Annotated in this window: 20 protein-coding genes, 1 tRNA gene and 2 pseudogenes; 10 read left to right on the forward strand and 13 right to left on the reverse strand. The window is 47.5% G+C overall.

The features are described from left to right. Window positions 1-63: 63 nt before the first annotated feature. A complete protein-coding gene (locus KDK18_RS10375; RefSeq protein ID WP_257254828.1) occupies window positions 64-1,086 on the forward strand; it encodes a protein DA1 in 1,023 nt (340 codons plus the stop codon). A 121-nt stretch (window positions 1,087-1,207) separates the two neighbouring features. Here KDK18_RS10375 and KDK18_RS10380 read toward each other — a convergent pair. Continuing rightward, window positions 1,208-1,281, reverse strand: a tRNA-Cys gene (locus tag KDK18_RS10380). Between the two features lie 136 nt (window positions 1,282-1,417). After that, window positions 1,418-1,624 (reverse strand): annotated as a pseudogene (locus KDK18_RS14740) (transposase); the annotation flags it as partial. A 440-nt stretch (window positions 1,625-2,064) separates the two neighbouring features. On the opposite strand from KDK18_RS14740, the gene KDK18_RS10385 reads away from it, so the two are divergent. Together KDK18_RS10385 and KDK18_RS10390 are read left to right on the forward strand one after the other, a co-directional pair. Beyond that, window positions 2,065-3,627, forward strand: a complete 1,563-nt coding sequence (locus tag KDK18_RS10385; RefSeq protein ID WP_257254829.1) for a hypothetical protein — start codon at window positions 2,065-2,067, stop codon at window positions 3,625-3,627. A 67-nt stretch (window positions 3,628-3,694) separates the two neighbouring features. Beyond that, window positions 3,695-3,925, forward strand: a pseudogene (locus tag KDK18_RS10390) (L-serine ammonia-lyase, iron-sulfur-dependent, subunit beta); the annotation flags it as partial. Window positions 3,926-3,972: 47 nt separating this feature from the next. Here the strand turns inward: KDK18_RS10390 and cyoD are convergent. The 4 genes from cyoD to KDK18_RS10410 are packed head-to-tail and all read right to left on the reverse strand — an operon-like array spanning window position 3,973 to window position 7,816. Next, on the reverse strand, window positions 3,973-4,275 hold the full coding sequence (cyoD, locus tag KDK18_RS10395) for a cytochrome o ubiquinol oxidase subunit IV (protein WP_257254830.1): 303 nt from the start codon (window positions 4,273-4,275) through the stop codon (window positions 3,973-3,975). A gap of 9 nt (window positions 4,276-4,284) precedes the next feature. Next, window positions 4,285-4,887, reverse strand: coding sequence for a cytochrome o ubiquinol oxidase subunit III (gene cyoC / locus KDK18_RS10400; RefSeq protein ID WP_257254831.1), 603 nt, complete (start codon window positions 4,885-4,887; stop codon window positions 4,285-4,287). Window positions 4,888-4,939: 52 nt separating this feature from the next. After that, on the reverse strand, window positions 4,940-6,919 hold the full coding sequence (locus KDK18_RS10405; protein ID WP_257254832.1) for a cbb3-type cytochrome c oxidase subunit I: 1,980 nt from the start codon (window positions 6,917-6,919) through the stop codon (window positions 4,940-4,942). A gap of 3 nt (window positions 6,920-6,922) precedes the next feature. Then, a complete protein-coding gene (locus tag KDK18_RS10410) occupies window positions 6,923-7,816 on the reverse strand; it encodes a COX aromatic rich motif-containing protein (RefSeq protein WP_257254833.1) in 894 nt (297 codons plus the stop codon). Between the two features lie 280 nt (window positions 7,817-8,096). Between KDK18_RS10410 and KDK18_RS10415 the strand changes: the two genes are divergently transcribed. Next, window positions 8,097-8,507, forward strand: coding sequence for a hypothetical protein (locus KDK18_RS10415; protein WP_257254834.1), 411 nt, complete (start codon window positions 8,097-8,099; stop codon window positions 8,505-8,507). Between the two features lie 46 nt (window positions 8,508-8,553). Here the strand turns inward: KDK18_RS10415 and htpG are convergent, their stop codons facing one another. Together htpG and KDK18_RS10425 are read right to left on the reverse strand one after the other, a co-directional pair. Next, on the reverse strand, window positions 8,554-10,464 hold the full coding sequence (htpG, locus tag KDK18_RS10420) for a molecular chaperone HtpG (protein WP_257254879.1): 1,911 nt from the start codon (window positions 10,462-10,464) through the stop codon (window positions 8,554-8,556). A 169-nt stretch (window positions 10,465-10,633) separates the two neighbouring features. Next, window positions 10,634-11,347, reverse strand: coding sequence for a DUF599 domain-containing protein (locus KDK18_RS10425; RefSeq protein ID WP_257254835.1), 714 nt, complete (start codon window positions 11,345-11,347; stop codon window positions 10,634-10,636). Between the two features lie 320 nt (window positions 11,348-11,667). Between KDK18_RS10425 and KDK18_RS10430 the strand changes: the two genes are divergently transcribed. Both KDK18_RS10430 and KDK18_RS10435 read left to right on the forward strand, forming a co-directional pair. Continuing rightward, on the forward strand, window positions 11,668-12,066 hold the full coding sequence (locus tag KDK18_RS10430; protein WP_257254836.1) for a hypothetical protein: 399 nt from the start codon (window positions 11,668-11,670) through the stop codon (window positions 12,064-12,066). Window positions 12,067-12,126: 60 nt separating this feature from the next. Beyond that, window positions 12,127-12,903 (forward strand): class II glutamine amidotransferase, encoded by a 777-nt coding sequence (locus tag KDK18_RS10435; protein ID WP_257254837.1) that lies wholly within the window; start codon window positions 12,127-12,129, stop codon window positions 12,901-12,903. A gap of 42 nt (window positions 12,904-12,945) precedes the next feature. On the opposite strand, the gene KDK18_RS10440 is transcribed toward KDK18_RS10435, so the two are convergent. The 3 genes from KDK18_RS10440 to KDK18_RS10450 are packed head-to-tail and all read right to left on the reverse strand — an operon-like array spanning window position 12,946 to window position 15,399. Beyond that, window positions 12,946-13,995, reverse strand: a complete 1,050-nt coding sequence (locus tag KDK18_RS10440; protein WP_257254838.1) for a potassium channel family protein — start codon at window positions 13,993-13,995, stop codon at window positions 12,946-12,948. Between the two features lie 22 nt (window positions 13,996-14,017). Further along, window positions 14,018-14,467, reverse strand: coding sequence for an NfeD family protein (locus tag KDK18_RS10445; RefSeq protein WP_257254839.1), 450 nt, complete (start codon window positions 14,465-14,467; stop codon window positions 14,018-14,020). A 17-nt stretch (window positions 14,468-14,484) separates the two neighbouring features. Beyond that, window positions 14,485-15,399 carry an SPFH domain-containing protein gene (locus tag KDK18_RS10450; RefSeq protein ID WP_257254840.1) on the reverse strand — a complete coding sequence of 305 codons (915 nt, stop codon included), beginning with the start codon at window positions 15,397-15,399 and terminating at the stop codon, window positions 14,485-14,487. Between the two features lie 217 nt (window positions 15,400-15,616). Here KDK18_RS10450 and KDK18_RS10455 point away from each other — a divergent pair, with 217 nt between their 5' ends. From KDK18_RS10455 to KDK18_RS10470, 4 genes are read left to right on the forward strand one after another with little or no spacing between them, the layout of a single operon-like run. After that, on the forward strand, window positions 15,617-16,453 hold the full coding sequence (locus tag KDK18_RS10455) for a MoxR family ATPase (protein WP_257254841.1): 837 nt from the start codon (window positions 15,617-15,619) through the stop codon (window positions 16,451-16,453). A 9-nt stretch (window positions 16,454-16,462) separates the two neighbouring features. Next, the gene (locus KDK18_RS10460) at window positions 16,463-17,644 is read left to right on the forward strand and encodes a VWA domain-containing protein (protein ID WP_257254842.1); all 1,182 of its coding nucleotides are present in this window, start codon (window positions 16,463-16,465) and stop codon (window positions 17,642-17,644) included. Between the two features lie 3 nt (window positions 17,645-17,647). Beyond that, window positions 17,648-18,004 carry an SH3 domain-containing protein gene (locus KDK18_RS10465; RefSeq protein WP_257254843.1) on the forward strand — a complete coding sequence of 119 codons (357 nt, stop codon included), beginning with the start codon at window positions 17,648-17,650 and terminating at the stop codon, window positions 18,002-18,004. 56 nt (window positions 18,005-18,060) lie between these two features. After that, the gene (locus KDK18_RS10470; protein WP_257254844.1) at window positions 18,061-18,555 is read left to right on the forward strand and encodes a class I SAM-dependent methyltransferase; all 495 of its coding nucleotides are present in this window, start codon (window positions 18,061-18,063) and stop codon (window positions 18,553-18,555) included. 307 nt (window positions 18,556-18,862) lie between these two features. Here KDK18_RS10470 and KDK18_RS10475 read toward each other — a convergent pair whose 3' ends face one another. Beyond that, window positions 18,863-19,159 carry a 4a-hydroxytetrahydrobiopterin dehydratase gene (locus tag KDK18_RS10475; RefSeq protein WP_257254845.1) on the reverse strand — a complete coding sequence of 99 codons (297 nt, stop codon included), beginning with the start codon at window positions 19,157-19,159 and terminating at the stop codon, window positions 18,863-18,865. 277 nt (window positions 19,160-19,436) lie between these two features. Next, window positions 19,437-19,835, reverse strand: a complete 399-nt coding sequence (locus tag KDK18_RS10480) for a hypothetical protein (RefSeq protein WP_257254846.1) — start codon at window positions 19,833-19,835, stop codon at window positions 19,437-19,439. Between the last annotated feature and the right edge of the window lie 242 nt (window positions 19,836-20,077).

Consider the following 20,077-nt stretch of genomic DNA (forward strand, 5'->3'; position numbering starts at 1 on the left):
CCAACAGCCTTAATCCGCTCCTGCTAAAGTTATTGAGAGAGCATCACATGGCCAGGGAAGGACATGAATTTCTGTAAGAGCTGCCGAAAGCCAATCCATGGAAATGGCCTGGAAGCCTTGGGCAGTCACTGGCACCTGCACTGTTTTAATTGTCGAACCTGCAAAAAGCCTCTGCTAAACAAATCATTTGTTGGCTTTAATGGCCGACCTTTCCATCCACGCTGCCTGAAATGCCCCGGATGCCGAAAAACCATCAACGACAGATACATAGAAAACGATGGTATGCCCTGGCATCCGGACTGCTACCAAAAACAGAATAACCCGCTCTGTGCCGTCTGTCGCAAGCCCCTCCATGAATATTATTTAATGGATTTTTGGGGTAATACCTTTTGCGACACACACCAGGACTACACCACTTGCTCAAGTTGCAGTCGGATAGTGTGCAAAAACATCACCGATGGCGGAATGTCCTTCCCGGATGGACTGGTGATTTGCAACCTCTGCAATCTACGCGGCGTAGTCAACCAGGAACAGGGAGACAGAATCATGGAGCAGATGCGCTCTGCCCTATCTTCTGTAGGATTGAATCTACATCAATCCAATACCCCACTAACACTCTGTGGCCGTGATGAACTTCGGGAAGCCAGCCGACATAACTTTCATAATGAAAGGCCGATACTGGGACTAACCCGATGGAGTACCTCTACAACACCCAATGGCCAGGTGATCGCCAGAGAGTTCAACGATATTCTGATTCAAAAGCATTTGCCGGAGGAACATTTTCGAACCGTAGCCATCCATGAGTTAACCCACGCCTGGCTCTTCTATAACAACTATCGTGACCTGCCACTGGAAGTCGAAGAAGGCATGTGTGTCATGATGGAGTACATCTGGTTGAAAAATCAGGCCACAAAAGATGCAGAATTCCGGAGAATAGCCATAGAAACAAGTGACGACCCTATCTACGGTCTCGGTTTTCAGAAAGCCAGAGCCTCCCTGAAATTAATGCCCTTGAAAACCCTGTTGCAATTTATCAAGGAACGGCGAGAGTTTCCTACCCGTTGGTCTGCCTTCTTCTATCACTGAATGGCTGCGCAATTCTTGTTAAACTTATCGAAAGGTTAAAAAAGAAATAGATAATAGTCATACATACTAAGATGGCATGCATTGTTCGGGAGTGATTAGTAAAGCGATATTTTAGAGAGAATGGAGGCGAGTACCGGAGTCGAACCGGTCTAAATGGAGTTGCAGTCCACTGCATAACCGCTTTGCTAACTCGCCTCTACAGATTTAATTTCAGATAAAAGCCTTTAAAACCAATAACTTCCGAAATATGACGTTATTTTATGGGAGAACACACCAAATGACAATGCTTTTTTAAACCCCTGCCTGAAAAGATCAAATTCAGTGAAGCCATTTACCAGACTTGCCCCCACTCTACTGACATAAGGTAATGAGGTTCAGGCATTGTCCTTCTTTGCTTGAATACCTTTTTAGCCGCCGGGTGTAGTTTGATTTCCCTTAAGGCATCTTTATAGTTATCCACCGCAAAGCGAATTATTCTTCGCCTGTTCATTTTGTTCACTGTGCACTGATCTTTTAACGGGCAACTTTTGCAGGGAGCTCCCCCGTAAACCCAGCGAGCCCCGGGGGCTGATTATTCGCACTTTCATATCAAGCTTTGTCTCGAAATTGTCCCCTACAGAGGTCGGGACCATATCAAGGATGTATAGAGGGGTTTTTATCTTTGCAGGGCTTGGCCAGGGAACGCTGTTCACTCTTTTTGTACTTCTTGCTGTTTATACTATTCTTGGAGCTGGTCATGCGCCATTGCAGAAGTTTGAAGACAGCATCCGGGAGACCGACCAAGAATAGACTGCTCTGCTGCGGCGACATCAGATTGGTCTAAAAATCCCTCCTAGTTCAGCAAGTTGATCCACGATTCACCTTAACAAGTCGGAATTTTATGCTCAATTTTCTGCCATTCTCGCTACGGGGTCGTCCAATCGGGGGAACCGTTCAGCCTTCCCGATCTCCTATCGCACTTTCCCGGGAGTCGTGTATATGATCAAGCGGCAGCATTATCTGACCAGGTTGATGGCTCCTATACTCCTGTTACAGGCATTGAACATACGGGCTCAGGCTACGACTCAATCCCCAACCACGAACCCCTTTCCAACGGTTTCCTGCCAGTCTCTTACAAAGCAAACGCCGGGAGTTGAGCAGCAGTTAAAACAATACAGCCACCTTGTTCGCAATCGACAGTGCGTTGTTCTCACTCCCAACCCGGATGATGATTTGGACCAGAAGATAAAACAGATTCCTGAGAACACCGTTATACTCTTCTCGTCCGGTACTGTCCAGGCAGTGACACCTTCTCCATCAGCTTCTCCCGTGACGGAAAAAATCCAGGTTAAGTACTTTATTAGAAGAGAAATAGTGTTGAAGGATGGTCAGGATCTTCTTGGCGCTGCTGATGACGGTTTTGAAATCGTTATCATGCTTCACCCAACTTATAATAAAAAATATATGGTCAGGGCTGGAGCCACTGACAACTTCCATTTTAGAAAAACAAAAGACAGCCATATAAGACACATTACTTTCCTGCCAACTGGAACCGGAAATCGCAGGCCAGTTGACACTATTTTATTCGCAGAGTGTTTTAATCGGAGACTGATTTTAGAAAACAACGAGTTCAATCTTCCTAACCAGGCGGCAGTTGACCTTGATTGCAAAGAACCTCTGGATGCGTCGGCTCATCCAATGCGCCCGGGTCCGGGCCTGCGGTTCATCAATAACACGGCCATAGGTACTACTATCAACACGCCGACCAGCGAATACATTCCCGATGAGGTGATAAATATTAACCTTCCTGCCATCAGGAACCAGTCAAAGAGGATTGCTGTTATTGGGAACACTTTCCGGGGCAAAATGGCAAAAGCGGGTGAATTTATGCTTGGGCCCGGAACCAGTATGGATATCTTCAGAAACACGGTCTACATTGCCAGCTCCACATTACTCGGCGCTATTGCCCAACAGGGAGGTTTCGTTCTTATAGGACATAAAGATATTAATGCAGAACTTTCTCGTTATAATCTGGCAGGCAATGAGATCTGGGTAAAAGGAACAGCTATAACCGTCTTTACCCCCCTTAAACTGGCCCTGGCTTGCAATCACCTGCAGGCCGTCATTCCGTGGCAACAATTTAAACAAGAATTCAGTCTGAAAGCCATTCATCCATGGCCACAGGCAGCAGTTGAATGCACAAAATTGATGGGTTCATCCGTTGTCATGCCAAACCTGAATCCAACCGTATTAACAGCAACACCTACCCTCTATACAACCGGTCAGGTCGCGAATATCTGGAGTGCCATCAATGGCTCAACAGCCACTGCCTGTAGTGGACTGGTCAATCTGGAAGGTCTTTTATTCTTTGACTCTGAAGTCTGCTCGTCACTCATTGCAGAGTACGCTCAAGTTGACAAGACGGATTCCAGTTTCATTATGAATTCCAGTACCATTTCGACTTCCAGTACCACCAAGGTTCCCACTTCATCTGCGGGCAAAGCCATAAAGATTACTGGTTTAGGTGTCATAATCACCCTGACTCTATTGTTGCTTCTATAACCTGAATCAGGATAGGACACAGTTTCACTGCAACTATTCTTTTGATCGTTCTCCCGAAATGGCCAACCTCTTGGACTGGGTTACCCTGTTTGCCATGTCCGTCAATGAAGAAAATGCCTGTGTAGGCCGGGTTGTCACTGCACCTAATAATGGTGCAGCCGGTGTTATCCCGGCGGTACTCGCTTATTACACTCGATTCATCTCCCGCAATAATACCCGGGGCATCCGCGACTTTGTTGCTACTGCGGCAGCCATTGGCTCACTGATCAAAATGAATGCTTCTATTTCTGGCGCAGAGGCAGCCTGACGGCAGAAGTAGTAAAACGACTTCTGCCCTCTTTTCACTCACATCATTCTGAAGTTCAGATCAAACAGTATCCATACGGTTCCACCCACCATGATGAATATCAGAACTCCAGCAAAAAAAAGGGCTGTCAGATAGTCCTTGCCCGTATTTTTAAGGCTTATGTTCAAAAAAAAGCGTAAGTGGACCATCACCTGAATCAGAGCACAAATGGCGATAATGGCAAACAGTATTCTTGCCCGGAAAGCCGAAGACCAGACGACCCAGAAAGGAATGGCCGTCAGAATAATCGCCAGAACCAACCCTTTGAGATAGTCCTTCAGGCTATGCTCATGTGCTTGCACGATTGCCTCCTATATGAACACCGGCAGGTAGACCACAGAAAAAATCCCGATCCAGACAATATCCAGGAAGTGCCAGAACAAACCAAGGCGAAACAATCTGGAGCAGACCTGAGGCGTCAGCCCTTTCATGAAGACCTGTAGAGTCATCGTCAGGATACCGATCATGCCAATACTCACATGAATACCATGGGTAGCAACCAGCGTGAAAAATGACGACAAGTAACCACTGGCTTGAGGGCCTGCTCCCTCTTGAATCATTTCTAAAAACTCAACGACTTCGAGAAAGACAAAAGCAACACCAAAAACGATGGTGATGATTAACCATAGTATCACTGATGGTCGTTTTTTATTCATAGCAGCCAACCAGGCAAAACCAAACGTTACACTGGAGATCAACAGACAGGCGGTTTCAAAAAAAACATGTTTGAGATCAAAAAGATGAATGGGTTCAGGACCATTGGCAGTATTTCTGAACATACTGACATAGGTTGCAAACAACAGAGCAAAGATAATCGCATCTGTCATCAGATAGAGCCAGAATCCGAATTCCCGGTTATCAAGGCAGTCTTCACGGTGTTCAGACATAACTTGTCGGAGCATATCCTGATTCATGAGGCTTTCCTTTGGCTTAAGGCTTTCCTCTGGCTGAGGGCTCTTCGTACAATCACAATTTGCCCTGAGACATCAATTGGGCTTTACGTTGACTCTCGATGGCCATGATAGCTTCTGATGTGATGATCTCCTCGCCATAATCATTACAGCTTCTGACGATCAGTGTTGCGATAACACCGATCATGGCGAGAATAGCGAGCCACCATATATACCAGACGAAAGCAAATCCTACTAAAAACCCGAACAGACCAATCAAAACGCCTGCTCCGGTATTAGCGGGCATTATGATGGGTTTGTATTGATCAGGAAAATGATAGGCTTCCCCCTTATTTTTCATCTCCCAAAAGGCATCAACGTTGCTAACGTCTGGAATCACAGCAAAGTTGTAGGGTGCTGCAGGTGAGGAGGTGGCCCACTCAAGGGTTCTCCCATCCCATGGGTCGCCGGTCAGATCCCGGTTTTCGTTACGGTCTCTGATACTGACATAAAACTGCATAAAGACACTGAAAAGGCCAAGCAAGACAAAACATGCGCCGGTAAAGGCCACCAGCAAGAAAGGTTGCCAATCAGGATGAGTATATTGCTCAAGCCTTCTTGGCATACCCAATAACCCAAGGGCATAGAGCGGCATAAAGGCGAGGTAAAAACCGATAAACCAGCAGTAAAACACCACCTTGCCCCAGAACTCATTAAGCTTGAATCCAAAGGCCTTTGGGAACCAGAACTGAGTGCCGGCAAAGTAGCCAAACAAGGCACCGGGTATCAGCATGTTATGAAAATGCGCCACCAAAAAGGTGCTGTTGTGCATCAGGTAGTCTACCGGAGGTATGGCCAGCAATACTCCGGTAATACCTCCTATTACAAAGGTAATAATAAAACCGATGGTAAACAGCATGGCAGGATGAAAAACAATCCGCCCCCTTACCATGGTGAACAGCCAATCAAATATTTTAACACCAGTGGGAACGGCAATAATCATCGTTGCAATACCAAATATGGCATTGACGTTTGGACTGGAGCCCATGGTGAAGAAGTGGTGCAACCATACCGTGAACGACAACAGTCCAATAGCCATGGTGGCGTAGACCAAAGAGCGGTAGCCAAACAGCCTTTTCTTGGAAAATACCGCCGTTACTTCAGAATAAACACCAAACGCTGGCAGAATCAGAATATAAACTTCAGGGTGTCCCCAGATCCAGATGAGGTTGGCAAAGTTCATCATATTGCCACCCAGCTCATTGGTAAAAAAGTGCATCCCTAACGTCCGGTCCAGCCCAAGCAGAGCCGCCACCACCGTCAGCGCAGGAAAAGCAAATGCCATCAGGATACTGGTGCAAAAGGCGGTCCAGACAAACAACGGCATTTGCATCAGTTCCATGCCGGGAGCCCGACATTTCAAAATGGTCGTTATGAAATTGATGCCGGTCATGGTGCTGCCCACACCACTGACCAGCAGTGCCCAGATCCAGTAATCCACCCCAACACCCGGACTGAAGCCAATGCCTGAATAAGGCGGATACCCAGTCCAACCCGCCGTTGAGAATTTGCCCAGTACCAAAGAAATCCCCACCAGTCCGGCCCCTGCAGCAGTCAGCCACAAACTGACTGAATTCATAAAGGGAAAGGCCACATCTCTGGCACCCAGCTGCTGGGGAACGACGACATTAATCAGGCCGGTAAGAAATGGCATAGCCATAAAAAAGATCATGATGGTGCCATGAGTTGTAAAAATCTGCTCAAAATGCTCTGGCGGTAAATACCCTTCATTGTTGAGAGCAATAGCTTGCTGGGTTCGCATCATGATGGCTTCAATAACACCCCGGACAAGCATAACCAGCGACAGCAGAATGTACATAATGCCGATCCGCTTATGATCAACACTGGTCAGCCATTCTTCCCATAAGTAGCGCCATTTGCCAGCCCAAGTCACGATCAGAGCCGTCAAAAGCACAGCCATCACGGTAACAAGAGCACCTCCCACAGCGATCCAGCTGTAGAGTGGCAGTGCGTCAATGGTCAGTCTACCCAACATGGTTTACTCCAGACTTCTGGGCTTTTGCAGGGGCAAGGCACCACTGGCTCCGGTGTATTTAGCAATGATTTGACGGAACAACTCCGGTTCAACCCAGGAGTAATATTCCACCGGGTGTTTTCTCTCAGGTTTGAGCAGCTTCTGATAACTGATCGAATCCAGTCGTTTATTGGCTTTTTTGACCTTATCGAGCCATTGCGAAAAGTCGCCTTCAGACAGTGATTGGACCTCAAACACCATATGGGGAAAGCCACGACCGCTGAACTGGGTATTTCTTCCAGAAAAACGACCTGGTTCGTAGGCCCTGAGATTCAGGTAGGTAGTCATTCCGGCCATGGCATAAATCTGACCACCCAAGGCTGGAATTATAAACGACGTCATGACGGTGTCTGATGTAATTTCAATATTCAGCGGCCTCTCACTGGGAAAAGCCAGCTCATTGACTACCGCTACCTGCTGATCCGGGTAGATAAAAAGCCACTTCCAGTTCTGTGCTATAGCCTGAACCCTGAACGCTTTTTCACCAGTGACCAGAGGCTTGTAGGGGTCGAGTCGGTAAGTGTATATGACAACAAGAATACTGATCGCAACGACAATGACCAGCGGACCGGCCCAAATAAACACTTCTACAAAAATGGACTTGTGCCAATCTGGCTGATAGGCCCCCTTACCCTTGGCTCGATAACGCCAGCATGACCAGAAAGTAATCAGGTAAACGGGCAGCAAAGTAAATAGCATGATGGCTGTGGCCAAGAGCAACAAATCCCGTTCAGTTTCTGAAACCGGCCCTTTTGGATAAAGAATGGGAGAAGACTGCATACTGCAGCCCGACAACACAAGAAGTGCTAACAGAATCGCCAGCCATTCTGACAATAAAACATTACGACAGGATTTCATGAATGAATGCCACTGTCACAGGGGAACTGACCAGAAAAACCTGTATCAGACTCAATACAGCGTAGATCAAAACTCGGAAAGATGAACTGAACTTGAAGTAATTTAGCGAAGTCAGCCTTAATACTTACGACTATAACCGTATATTTTAGCTGGGTTATCTAAATGTTTAACCGGCATAATGATAACCAACTGGTTATCTGAACTAACGGAACAGCATCAAAACAGCGTTAAACAGCTCTATAATCAAATAGGAATTAAAACGAACAGGGAGGTATCGTTTATGAAAGTAGAAGGTCAACCCACCGGAAGGCTGCATCCTGAGACTAACAACTTTCAACAACCCGTCAGAGGGCATTTCCAAAGTCGTAATGTTGAACTGATGCCGAGCCTGGGCAGCCTGCTTTATCAACTAGCTGAGTTTTTTGAGGACGTAGCCATGGAGTTCAAGCCCGTCAGCGACTACCTTTGTCAGGTGCTCACGCTTAAGAACTTCATGAGATCCGCCAGCGATCTCAGGTACGAGGCAAATCAGGCCAGCATTGATTTTAAACGGAAGAAAACGGACTCAAGATCTGAGCGCGTTAAATTGACGGTGAGAAAAGAGGTGAATGAGCTGAAGCACGGCTTGAAAAACGGCTTGTTGGATATCAGAGAGGACTTAAAGGCAGCATTGAAAAAACTGACCAAGTAACAGTCAGGAGCCGGAACTTACATAAAGTTCCGGCTCCAACACTGTCTTAGCCCGCCATTTCCAGCAGCAGCTTGTTCAAACGCTGAACGTAGCTGGCCGGATCATCCAGCTGGCCGCCCGCAGCCAGGTTAGCCTGATCGAAGACCACACGACACAGGTCAGTAAAACGATCTTCATCAGCTTCCTGATCAAGACGGCTAATCAGAGGATGCTCCGGATTGATTTCAAAGATAGGCTTGGATTCAGGCATGGCCTGACCAGCAGCTTCCATGATCTTTCGCATCTGGGCGCCCATATCATGCTCACCCACGACGAGACAGGCGGGTGAATCCGTCAGACGGTGCGTTACACGCACTTCTTCAACCTGATCCACCAGAGCATCCTTGATACGCTTAAGCAGGTCTTCCTTCTCTTTGGCGCTTTCTTCCAGGGCTTTCTTGTCGCCTTCGTCGTCCAGCTGACCCAGATCCAGATCACCACGGGCAATGTCAGCAAACTGTTTGCTATCAAACTCGTTCAGGTGGGACATCAGCCACTCATCTACACGATCGCTCAACAACAGAACTTCGATCCCCTTCTTCCTGAAGACTTCAAGGTGAGGACTGTTAGCTGCAGCATTGTGGGTTTCGGCAGTAATGTAGTAGATCTTGTCCTGACCTTCCTTCATCCGGGAAACGTAACCTTCCAGCGACTGATCCTGCTCTACACCCTTGCTCTCAGTGGACGCAAAACGCAGCAGTTTGGCAACTTTCTCACGGTTAGCGAAGTCTTCAGCAGGACCTTCTTTCAGAACCTGGCCAAACTCTTTCCAAAACTCTGCATACTGCTCTTCTTCTTTTTTGGCCATTTTTTCCAGCATGTCCAGAACACGCTTGGTCAATGCCCCTTTCATACTGTCTACAGCCGGGTCTTTCTGAAGGATTTCACGGGATACGTTCAAAGACAGATCATTAGAATCCACCACACCCTTGATAAAGCGCAGGTACATGGGCAGGAACTCATCAGCCTGATCCATGATGAAAACGCGCTGAACGTAGAGTTTCAGCCCTTTCTGCATGTCACGGTTATACAGATCGAAGGGGGCCTTGGCAGGAATGAACAGCAGGCTGTTGTATTCCAGCTTGCCTTCAACACGGTTATGACTCCACTTCATGGGATCAGCAAAGTCATGGCTGATATGTTTGTAGAACTCTTTGTACTCGTCTTCAGAAATATCGGAACGGGAACGGGTCCACAGGGCCTTGGCAGTATTCACCGTTTCCCACTCAGGCGCCTGGTCTTCCTGCTTTTCTTCTTCTGAAGACATATCCTGCTTGACCATCAGAATCGGCATGGAGATATGGTCAGAATACTTGCGGATAATGTTGCGCAGACGCCAGCCGTCGGCAAATTCTTCAGCATCCTCTTTCAGGTGCAGGATGATGGAGGTACCACGCTTCTCCTTGCTGATGCCTTCAACGGTGAATTCACCAGAACCATCAGATACCCAACGAACGGCTTCTTTAGCAGATGCATCGGCCTTGCGGGTTTCTACAGTCACCTTATCCGCAACAATAAAAGCAGAGTAGAAACCGACACCGAACTGACCAATCAGCTGTGAGTCTTTCTTTTGGTCACCGGTCAGTTGTTTCAGGAAATCAGCGGTGCCGGACTTGGCAATGGTGCCCAGGTGAGCAATGACATCTTCACGGTTCATACCAATGCCGTTGTCAGCAATGGTGATGGTCTTGTCTTCCTGGTCAAAATCCACACGGATATCCAGGTTAGGATCGCTCTCCAGTAAGCCATCGTTATGCAATGCTTCAAAGCGCAGTTTATCAGCAGCATCTGAAGCGTTGGAGACCAACTCCCGTAAAAAGATTTCGCGGTTGGAATACAGGGAGTGGATCATGAGGTGAAGAAGTTGCTTGACCTCGGTTTGGAAACCCAGTGTTTCTTTTTTAGCTTCGACAGTCATTTGACCCTCTACATTGTTTTCTGGCAGAGGCCAGCGTTCAGAACAGTTATTCTGAGCGCTCAGCCTGATCATAAATTACTTTGAAATTAATGTGGGGACAGGTTTTTTGATTTCAAGACAGAATTATGGATTTTTTTGAATATTAATCTAAGTCCCTGCTCCTTTTCGTTTACGACTCCTTTTCGTTGACGGACAGCGCATCGAGCACTTTGGAATGGAACTCCCTACGATAGAGAATGACCACCACCATAACCGTACTGATAACAAAAAGAGACGGGTGAATAAACCAGGACAGTGTGGCCAAAGAGAAATAGTAGGCACGCAAACCATAGTTAAAGTGGTTGGCCGCCAGCGTCATAATAAAACCCGCCTTGTCCGCAAATACTTTCTGTTCCGTTTTATTACCACTGATATCCTGCATCAGGGGAGCACTCCCCATGAGAACACAAGTAAAGTTGTATAGTCTGAGACTCCATGTGAACTCGAAAAAGGTGTATACGAATATAATCAGCATCACCAATACCTTGAGTTCCCATAGCTCACGGGTATTGGTCGACACAAAAGGCATACTCGACAGAACACCTACAGCTTCTTCTGATGCTGCAATGCCGGTGACCAGACCCGCCATGACCAGAATACTGGTGGAAGCAAAGAAGCTGACAGATGCCCGAAGACTCGCGAGAAGACTCGCATCGGCTATTCGATTATCCCTGCCAAGCAATCGGTACATCCAGTCCCTTCTGTAGAGTGCCAGCACGCTGGCCAGGCAGGACGTCGCTTGTCCTTTGCGATAGGCAAAAACGGTATACCCTACCCAGAGTAAAATCAGCGAGAGGAGAGCCAGCCAGTCAAACCAGGAGGCAATCCCAGATAGATTGACCATAGTGTCCATCCTGTTGGGTTATTGTTGTCATTCGATAAGACAGTTTGTCTAATGCATCCCGATGGTCATGACAGCGAAATCAACACCAGCCTCTGGCCCGGAAAAGATCAAAATGCCGAAAACATATGTTAAAGTGGCCTCAACTTGAGACTCTATGACTGCTTCGGGCTCAGCGTTCACTGGTTAACACCAGCATTAATATAGACTAATGTTTCAGTTTTATCGGCCGGCACCTCAGGATCAACCACCTGAATTTTTCTTATCGGCTTTTTTCATTCCAGCTTGGGCTTTACCCGGTGCCATCGCCAATAGGAGAAAGGATGACAAGTTCACAATTTATACTAGGCTGGGCAGCCTACCTGGCAGGTGCAACGGGTTGTCTGGTGTCCCTGATTATGATTACGGGAAGACTGCCGGTCCGCTTCAGGCGTTTATTATGTTTAACAACCGCCGTCCTGCTTTATACACCCTGGTGGTTAACCAGAGGTTCCGATCTGCTTTCTCCTGCACTGTTGACGATGGTATACGATGGCATGACCCACGGCTTTGAAACCATGACCAGAGCAGGACTGATCACTGCGATCACCGCTGGGTCGGCGGCTCTGGTTGCCATTATTCTGCCGGTAAAAAAAACAGGTAAAGACAAGAAAACAAATGAACAAGCACCAGAGCCTTCTGGCAACCGGAAACAATCCAAAAGGCAGGAACCCACCTGTTGATCAAATTTCGTGCCCCCTGGGACGGAAAGTGCGAAGAAACAATAAGAACGGACCGTTGAAATGTGTGAACTGCTGGGCATGAGTGCCAATACACCAACCGATATCTGCTTCAGTTTCAGTGGTTTGATGCAGAGAGGTGGACGCACCGGTCCCCACAGTGATGGCTGGGGTATCGTCTTTTATGAGGGAGCGGGGGTCCGTGAATTTCGAGACCCCCATCCCAGCTGTAAGTCAGAAATTGCCAGGCTGGTCAGGAATTATCCGATCAAGAGCGATATTGTGATCAGCCATATCCGTCAGGCGAATGCCGGACGGGTTGCTCTGGAAAACACCCACCCTTTTACCCGGGAGTTCTGGGGACGAAACTGGACCTTTGCTCATAATGGCCAGCTTAAAGGCATCAAGAAAAAACCGCTTTGCTATTACCGTCCCGTAGGCACCACTGACAGCGAATATGCCTTTTGTTGGCTAATGTGCAAGCTCAGGGAACGCTTTCCCAGCCCCCCTGCCCGGGCTGCAACACTGCATCGCTATATCCACAAGCTGGCACTGGAACTAAGAGAGCTGGGAGTGTTCAATATGTTGTTAACGGATTCAAAACACCTTTATTGTTTCTGCTCAACCAAACTAAGCTGGATCACCCGGAAGGCGCCTTTTGAAAAAGCGACTTTGAAGGATGATACGTTGAGTGTTGATTTTAAGCAGGTGACAACAAAAAACGATGTTGTCACCGTAGTCGCCACCGAACCCCTGACCACCAACGAGAACTGGAACATTATGAAATCCGGAGAGTTCATTGCGTTCCGGAAAGGCCAGGTTCATTACCACCATGAGTGAATCAATGACCCGGATCTCCCCATCACGGATACGGATAGGGATTTATTCATGAATATCGCTCCAGCGAACTTCTCCGGAGCGAATTCTCTGTGCCGACATGTAATACACCAGTTGACCTGCCCTGACTCGCTGTTCACCATTGGGGTTAAGAACCAGATCATCACCGGTAGCCGTTTCAGCGACTCCCAGAACAATAGCTTCATGCTGTTTCTTCATAAATTCCAGCAATCGATTGAAACTCACTCCACCAAAGTCTTCAGGGACTTTAACACTGTATTGTGTCGGACCAATCAGTGTTGACAGCAACTGTCCTTGGATGCGAGATGAACCAGGGTCCTGGGCTGATCGCACCAGCATTTCCATGGAAACACTGGTATGGCATTCCACTTGCGGACAATGGGACTTGAGCAGTTTTACCATATGTTCCCGTTCGAACCAGGCCACGATATGGGCGGATTTGGTCAGTGCCGTCACGGTCAGACAACTAGTCAGTGTCTTGTCATCGTTGGAACGGTAGATGATGACCCGGTCGGCGGCGGTCACTCCTGCCCGGCTGAGCAGCTCATAATCACTCAAACTCTTACCCTGAATGAACAACACCTGATCAGGAAAAGGGTTATCCATTTCTTCTGTGGCACAGAGTACCACCTTACGGTCTTCTCTGCGGATATCCCCAAAAATTAGTTTAATCATTTTGGCTGTCCTTTCGGGATGCCAGCCCAGAATCACGATATGCCCGGTCAATGTTGAATAATCGCCTTTCCCCTTCATGTCCTTTCTCCATAGTTCAACAAAAAATGAAGACAGTTTGCCGAGAAAACCGGCAAAAACCACTAAGCCGCCCGGCATGACCAAGAGTGAAGCAACCATTTTTCCGCCCGATGTCTGTGGGCTGAAATCACCATAACCCACCGTAGTCGCCGTTGTCACAAAATAATAAAACCAGGTCTCCGGAGCACTCAGTTCGGCTTCTCCGGACAGAAACATTAACAACCAGCTGCCAAGAAATAGCAGTAGCAAAAGAACAAGCAGAGCTAGCCAGCTCAACTTCATCAGATTCTGACTAATAAAATGCAGGCTTGTCTTCAGCATTCCCAATGCCTGTCCTCCATGTTCAGCTACGTCTATCGATCAGAAGTGTCATCCCCTCTGTGCCGGTGACGATCACTGAGCAGCCTTTCTCAAGATCTCCGGGCGCTTTCACGGACCAAAGGGTATCACCTATCCGGATCTTCCCTTGTCCGCCTGGCAGGTCATTTTCCAGAACCAGCACCCGACCGATCAATTGGGCAGAACGCTGGTTCAGCTGAGGGTAATCACTTTTTTCATTCACCCGGCGGAAAAACTTCCAGTAAGCCACTGTAAAGACCAGGCTGCCCAGTGCAAACCAGACCAACTGCCAGGCCCAGCTTGTTTCAGGTAGCTGCCATACTATCGCTGCCAATAATAAAGCCGCTGCAGCACTGCCCAGAAGGAAGCCACCTGCCCCAAGAGCTTCCAGCCCCAGGCACAGAAACATAACGATCAGCCAGTGCCAGGGTTGAAGAGTGTTCAGAAAGTTCATTGATCAATCAGATCCTCTCAGGGTGTTTTCTTCAAGTCGTCCACGAGTTCTTTAATACCCGCCAGCGAACCAATCACATTACCAGCTTCAAGCGGCATCATGATGGTCTTGCTGTTCTCCGCAGCAGCAACAGATTGCAATGCATCCACGTATTTTTGCGCAACAAAATAATTAATAGCCCGGGCGTCCCCGTTAGTAATAGCCTGGGAAACCACCTCAGTTGCCCGTGCTTCCGCCTCCGCCAGTCTTTCTCTGGCTTCAGCTTCTCTCTTGGCTGCTTCCAGTTCTCCTTCTGCTTGCAGAATCTGAGCCTGCTTTTCACCCTCTGCGACCTTAATAGCAGCTTCCCGGCTGCCCTCTGCTTCGAGTATTTGAGCCCTTTTCTCACGCTCCGCTTTCATCTGGCGAGCCATCGACTCCACAAGATCACCCGGAGGAGCAATATCCCGAATCTCGATTCGAGTCACTTTCACCCCCCAGGGACTGGTGGCTTCATCAACCTTGACCAGCAGCATGTTGTTGATACGGTCACGGTTGGACAGCATCTCATCCAGTTCCATAGACCCGAGAACAGCACGAATGTTTGTCATCACCAGATTTTGCATCGCCCGATAGAGTTCATTGACCTCATAGGACGCACGAACGGCATCCTGCACCTGGTAAAAGCAAACGGCGTCTGTCGTTACCTGAGCATTATCGGAAGAGATAATTTCCTGTGAAGGTATATCAAGAACCTGCTCCATCATATTGATTTTCTTACCAACCCTATCAACGATAGGCACTATGACGTGCAGACCGGGAGAAAGTGTTCGGGTGTACTTACCGAAACGTTCTACAGTGTAATGAAAGCCCTGTGGAACCATTCTGACACCAGTACCAATCAGCACAGCGATCAGAACTACCAGTGCAATGGCTGTAAACTCAAAACCCATTTAGTCGCTCCTTCACCTGAAAAGTATGATCAATCCAGCAAACAGTCTGACAGAAAAAATCAGCAATGTCCTAAATCTGTCGTTCTCTCAAAGGACAGAGAGATCCTTGATCGATGCCATCGCCGATCAGACAAAATATAAAATAAGTATTCACAGCAGCTACAAACCTCGTTAGAGTGCTGACAGAACTCTAACATCAAGAAATCCGATTGTGATCATGAAATTCGATTCTACCGACAGTTATATCGCAACCAGTGAACTGAAAACCGCTGTGAATGCCGCCATTGCCCTGCAACGTCCTCTGCTGATCAAGGGCGAACCCGGAACCGGAAAAACCATGCTCGCAGAAGAAGTGGCAGAATCCCTGGGAAAACGACTGCTGCAATGGAACATCAAGTCTACCACCAAGGCTCAACAGGGATTGTATGAATACGATGCGGTTTCGAGACTGCGTGACTCCCAGCTGGGTGATGAAAAAGTACACGACATCAGTAATTACATTGTCAAAGGTAAATTGTGGGAAGCCTTTGAAGCCAATGAACAGGTGGTTCTGCTCATTGATGAAATCGACAAGGCTGATATTGAGTTTCCCAACGATCTGCTTCAGGAACTCGATAAGATGGAGTTCTTTGTTTACGAGACCCGAAAAACCGTCAAGGCCCGACAACGCCCCATCGTGATCATCACCAGTAACAATGAAAAAGAACTGCCGGATGCGTTTCTGAGACGTTGTTTCTTCCACTATATCCGCTTCCCTGATCCGGGCACCATGAAGCAGATTGTCGATGTTCACTTCCCCACTCTGAAGCAAGGTCTGGTTTCCGAAGCTCTGCAGATGTTCTTTGAATTAAGGGATATCCCCGGCCTGAAGAAAAAACCTTCTACCTCTGAGCTAATTGACTGGCTCAAGTTACTTAACTCTGACGACATACCTGCCGATGTACTCAGAAACCGTGACACTCGCAGCGCTATACCACCACTCTATGGAGCTCTGGTTAAAAACGAACAGGATGTTCAACTACTGGAACGACTCGCCTTTATGACCCGTCGATAAGGTGAACCGATGCTGACTCACTTTTTCGATACAGTTCGCGCCTTTGGTGTCCCGGCCAGTACCCGGGAATATCTTGACCTGCTCAGGGCGATGCAGGCCCATGTGGTGTTTGCGGATACCGAAGCTTTCTATCAACTGTCCAGGGCCATACTGGTAAAGGATGAACGTCACTATGATCGCTTCGATAAAGCCTGCAAAGCTTTTTTCGACGGTATCGAGAGTGTTGAAGACTTGCTTGAAGCCACCATACCGGAAGAGTGGCTCAGAAAAGAATTCATCAATCAACTCAGCGAAGAAGAGCGGGAAAAACTCAAGGCCCTTGGCAGTCTTGAAGAACTAATGGAGACACTGAAGAAGCGTCTGCAAGAGCAAAAAGAACGTCATGCCGGGGGGAATAAATGGATAGGTACCGGCGGCACCTCCCCTTTTGGTGCTTACGGCAACAACCCAATGGGGGTTCGCATAGGGCAACACGAGAGCAGAAACCAGAGCGCCACCAAAGTCTGGGACAAACGGGAGTTTCAGAATCTGGATGACGACGAAAGACTGGGCAATCGCAATATGAAAATGGCGCTGCGCAGGCTCAGAAAGTTTGCACGACAGGGTGTTCCTGATCAGCTGGACCTTGAAGCTACCATTCGATCCACGGCTAATAAAGGGTTGCTGGACATTAAAATGGTTCCGCAAAGACGCAATTCAGCAAAAGTACTGCTTTTTATGGACATCGGTGGTTCGATGGATGCTCACGTCAAAGACTGTGAAGCTCTGTTTGCCTGTGCCCGCTCTGAATTCAAGCATATGGAGTTTTTCTACTTCCATAACTATCTCTATGAGTGGGTCTGGAAAAACAACGTTCGTCGACAAACTGAAAAGACCGAAATTTGGGACATCGTTCATCGCTTTGGCAAAGACTACAAAGTAATTTTTGTGGGTGATGCCCAGATGTCACCCTATGAAATCACCTCACCAGGCGGGAGCGTTGAACACTGGAATGATGAACCGGGGCACAACTGGATGCAGCGTGTTCTGGATCATTTTGACAACGCTATCTGGTTGAACCCGATCAATAAAGACAGCTGGCCTTTCACCCATTCTACAAAGATCATCCATGAACAGTTCGAGGGCAGAATGTTTCCTCTGACGATCAAGGGTCTGGAAGAGGGTATGAAAGAACTGTCCTCTAAAAGCTGAGCTATGAAAACAGTCAAGGTTATTGAAGATTATAAGGCATGCTACCCAGACCCAGTGACTTTCAGTAAAGGCGACCATTTGACCTTGGGTAAAAGTGATAATGAATTTCCCGGATGGATCTGGGTCACTGCCACCTCAGGTAAAGAGGGTTGGGCTCCCTTGCCCCTGATAAGACGTTTGAACCAGAAACAGGGAATGGCTCTGGAAGACTACACAGCGAGAGAGCTCAGTGTGAGCATGGGAGAAGACTTGATAATCGTTCGCGAGATTAATGCTTGGGCCTGGGTAGAAAACCAACAGAAACAAATGGGCTGGGTGCCAATTTCCAAATTCGCTGAAGGCAGTCACGAAAGTGGTTAATACACTATTTGCAACACCTGAAAACAGTCAATGCCCACTGTGCAATACCATACCCCATGACCTTGCCAGATAAACATAGAGACTATTTCAGGTGCTCTGAGTACTCACATATCATCCAGCGCGGGGGCTGGACTTTGGCTGCGGGCCCGGGCCCCACACTTTCTTTGATTATGGCTGAAGCCGGTTGGCCTATGGCTTTGTATGATCTCGTGTTCCCGGATGAGAGAGTTTTGGAGAAAACATACGACCTTATTACGGCGACTGAAGTCATAGAGCACATCCATCAACCCGCTGCCTGGCTGTCCAAACTCTGGAGTATGATCAAGCCCGGTGAAATACTGGCATTCATGACCAAACTGATGATTGATAAGGAAGCCTTTTCCCGATGGCAATACAAGAATGAACCTACCTATGCCTGTTATTACTCAGAAGAAACTTTTCAATACCTTGTTGAACGATCGCAGGTAGTGTTTAGTTTTGAAGCTCGGGATGTTGCCTTTTTCTACAAATCAATTCATTTAATACAGTTAGTACCTCAATATCAGGGATAGCATCTTTTCTTGACAGAGAACAAGATTAGCCCTTTGCTGACAACGCGAGGCTGAATCAAAAATTCAGAGGCATTAACGGCTTTTTTGTTATTGTCTGATACGGGCTACTCGATTCATACAACAATTCCCTGTGCATGGCGCTTACGCTCCAATCCAAGCCTGCAAGAATAGCTCAAAATGCTCATCGTCGTAATGCTGAACATGACATTCAACAGAAGCGGTGTCAGGTAGCTATTAGTTAAAGACCATCTCCGGCGATTATAAAGCACGTCAATGTTTCTGGTTCAAGCTGTCTATCCAGAAGTACTTATAACCGGATATCGTCCGATATCTGTTTGACCTGCAAAAGCTCGAATAATCGGTCCGTTTCCTGGGCAAGATGGCGATCTCTGGCCAATACTCCTGAACCTTCATCAGACTCATGAGTACCCCATGCAACCGTTACTTTGCCCCACTCAACCACCATTCTCGGATGATGCACGTAGGATTCCGCCAGTCCAGCAACGGCGTTTAGAAAACAGAGAGACCTTGAATATTTTTTGAAGGTATAGGATTTCTCAAGGTGATCAATGCCTTCGTACTGACACAATGACCAGTTACTCATAAATTGCCCTCTTGATGGTTTATTGTTCAACCGAATGCTCATGGCGAAAAAGCACACTGATGATAAAACGGAGTTTATAGTGCTAACCACAGAAGAATAAATGAATTTTGGACTTTGATCGAATCCTCTACGGAAGGAAATGACAACCGTATGAGTAAATGTGGGAACCAGCAAGGGCTATACAGTATATATCTGTTCAAGACATAACTGCCTTATGGCGTGTGAGCCTCATATCCATACGCTGCACAGCCTGCTGCAACTAATAAAGAGCCTTTTATCAAGCCTCTTCGCTTTCTTCCTGATCAACCTTTTCAGCCTGGAGCTGTTCCAGTTCCTGCTTACTGGCATTGAGCTGCTGAGTGAGCTGCTTTTGCTTGGTTTTCAGTGTCCCATTCTCTGTGGTCAGAGTTCGATTCTGCTCCTGCAGACGTTTGATCTGTTTCTTCATGCGATCAGGATTGCTGGCTCGCAGCGTTTTCAGCTCGTTATCAGCGCTCTTGACTTGCTTATTCAGCTTTTCAGCCTTCTGCTCAGCCGCATCAAGACGTGACTTCAGCTGAGTCACTTCTTTATCGTGCTGATCAGTGATTTCAAGGAGAGCTTGCAGGCGCTGTTGCTCAATAACGTCCAGTTCTTCATTTTTAAAGAAACGGCCTCCCGCGCTCAGGGTACCCATATTAATTACCTACCTCCGGAAAGAGTTTGAAGTGATGACAATAGGAAGCAGCCCTTGCCAGCGCAGGGCATCCACACATGTATGGGGAATATTTGATAATGAGATCAATTGTTCTTCATTCAATGGCTGGCAAAAGCAGACTGACTTTAGACGGGGGCAAGTTTATTACACTTACCCCTCATAGGAAAGAGCAATCTACACAATTTTTTACAATACTGCCAGTTTATTTGCTCATTCTGATG

Source organism: Endozoicomonas sp. SESOKO3 (assembly GCF_024606255.1).

What these genes read in the sequence shown, in the direction of transcription:
- KDK18_RS10385 (WP_257254829.1), top strand. Translation starts at nt 2,065, where the DNA reads ATGATCAAGCGGCAGCATTATCTGACCAGGTTGATGGCTCCTATACTC.
- KDK18_RS10480 (WP_257254846.1), bottom strand. Translation starts at nt 19,835, where the DNA reads ATGGGTACCCTGAGCGCGGGAGGCCGTTTCTTTAAAAATGAAGAACTG.
- KDK18_RS10415 (WP_257254834.1), top strand. Translation starts at nt 8,097, where the DNA reads ATGAAAGTAGAAGGTCAACCCACCGGAAGGCTGCATCCTGAGACTAAC.
- KDK18_RS10405 (WP_257254832.1), bottom strand. Translation starts at nt 6,919, where the DNA reads ATGTTGGGTAGACTGACCATTGACGCACTGCCACTCTACAGCTGGATC.
- KDK18_RS10475 (WP_257254845.1), bottom strand. Translation starts at nt 19,159, where the DNA reads ATGAGTAACTGGTCATTGTGTCAGTACGAAGGCATTGATCACCTTGAG.
- KDK18_RS10445 (WP_257254839.1), bottom strand. Translation starts at nt 14,467, where the DNA reads ATGAACTTTCTGAACACTCTTCAACCCTGGCACTGGCTGATCGTTATG.
- KDK18_RS10460 (WP_257254842.1), top strand. Translation starts at nt 16,463, where the DNA reads ATGCTGACTCACTTTTTCGATACAGTTCGCGCCTTTGGTGTCCCGGCC.
- cyoC (WP_257254831.1), bottom strand. Translation starts at nt 4,887, where the DNA reads ATGAATCAGGATATGCTCCGACAAGTTATGTCTGAACACCGTGAAGAC.
- KDK18_RS10455 (WP_257254841.1), top strand. Translation starts at nt 15,617, where the DNA reads ATGAAATTCGATTCTACCGACAGTTATATCGCAACCAGTGAACTGAAA.
- KDK18_RS10410 (WP_257254833.1), bottom strand. Translation starts at nt 7,816, where the DNA reads ATGAAATCCTGTCGTAATGTTTTATTGTCAGAATGGCTGGCGATTCTG.
- KDK18_RS10440 (WP_257254838.1), bottom strand. Translation starts at nt 13,995, where the DNA reads ATGCTGAAGACAAGCCTGCATTTTATTAGTCAGAATCTGATGAAGTTG.
- KDK18_RS10435 (WP_257254837.1), top strand. Translation starts at nt 12,127, where the DNA reads ATGTGTGAACTGCTGGGCATGAGTGCCAATACACCAACCGATATCTGC.
- KDK18_RS10430 (WP_257254836.1), top strand. Translation starts at nt 11,668, where the DNA reads ATGACAAGTTCACAATTTATACTAGGCTGGGCAGCCTACCTGGCAGGT.
- htpG (WP_257254879.1), bottom strand. Translation starts at nt 10,464, where the DNA reads ATGACTGTCGAAGCTAAAAAAGAAACACTGGGTTTCCAAACCGAGGTC.
- KDK18_RS10375 (WP_257254828.1), top strand. Translation starts at nt 64, where the DNA reads ATGAATTTCTGTAAGAGCTGCCGAAAGCCAATCCATGGAAATGGCCTG.
- KDK18_RS10450 (WP_257254840.1), bottom strand. Translation starts at nt 15,399, where the DNA reads ATGGGTTTTGAGTTTACAGCCATTGCACTGGTAGTTCTGATCGCTGTG.
- KDK18_RS10465 (WP_257254843.1), top strand. Translation starts at nt 17,648, where the DNA reads ATGAAAACAGTCAAGGTTATTGAAGATTATAAGGCATGCTACCCAGAC.
- KDK18_RS10425 (WP_257254835.1), bottom strand. Translation starts at nt 11,347, where the DNA reads ATGGTCAATCTATCTGGGATTGCCTCCTGGTTTGACTGGCTGGCTCTC.
- KDK18_RS10470 (WP_257254844.1), top strand. Translation starts at nt 18,061, where the DNA reads ATGACCTTGCCAGATAAACATAGAGACTATTTCAGGTGCTCTGAGTAC.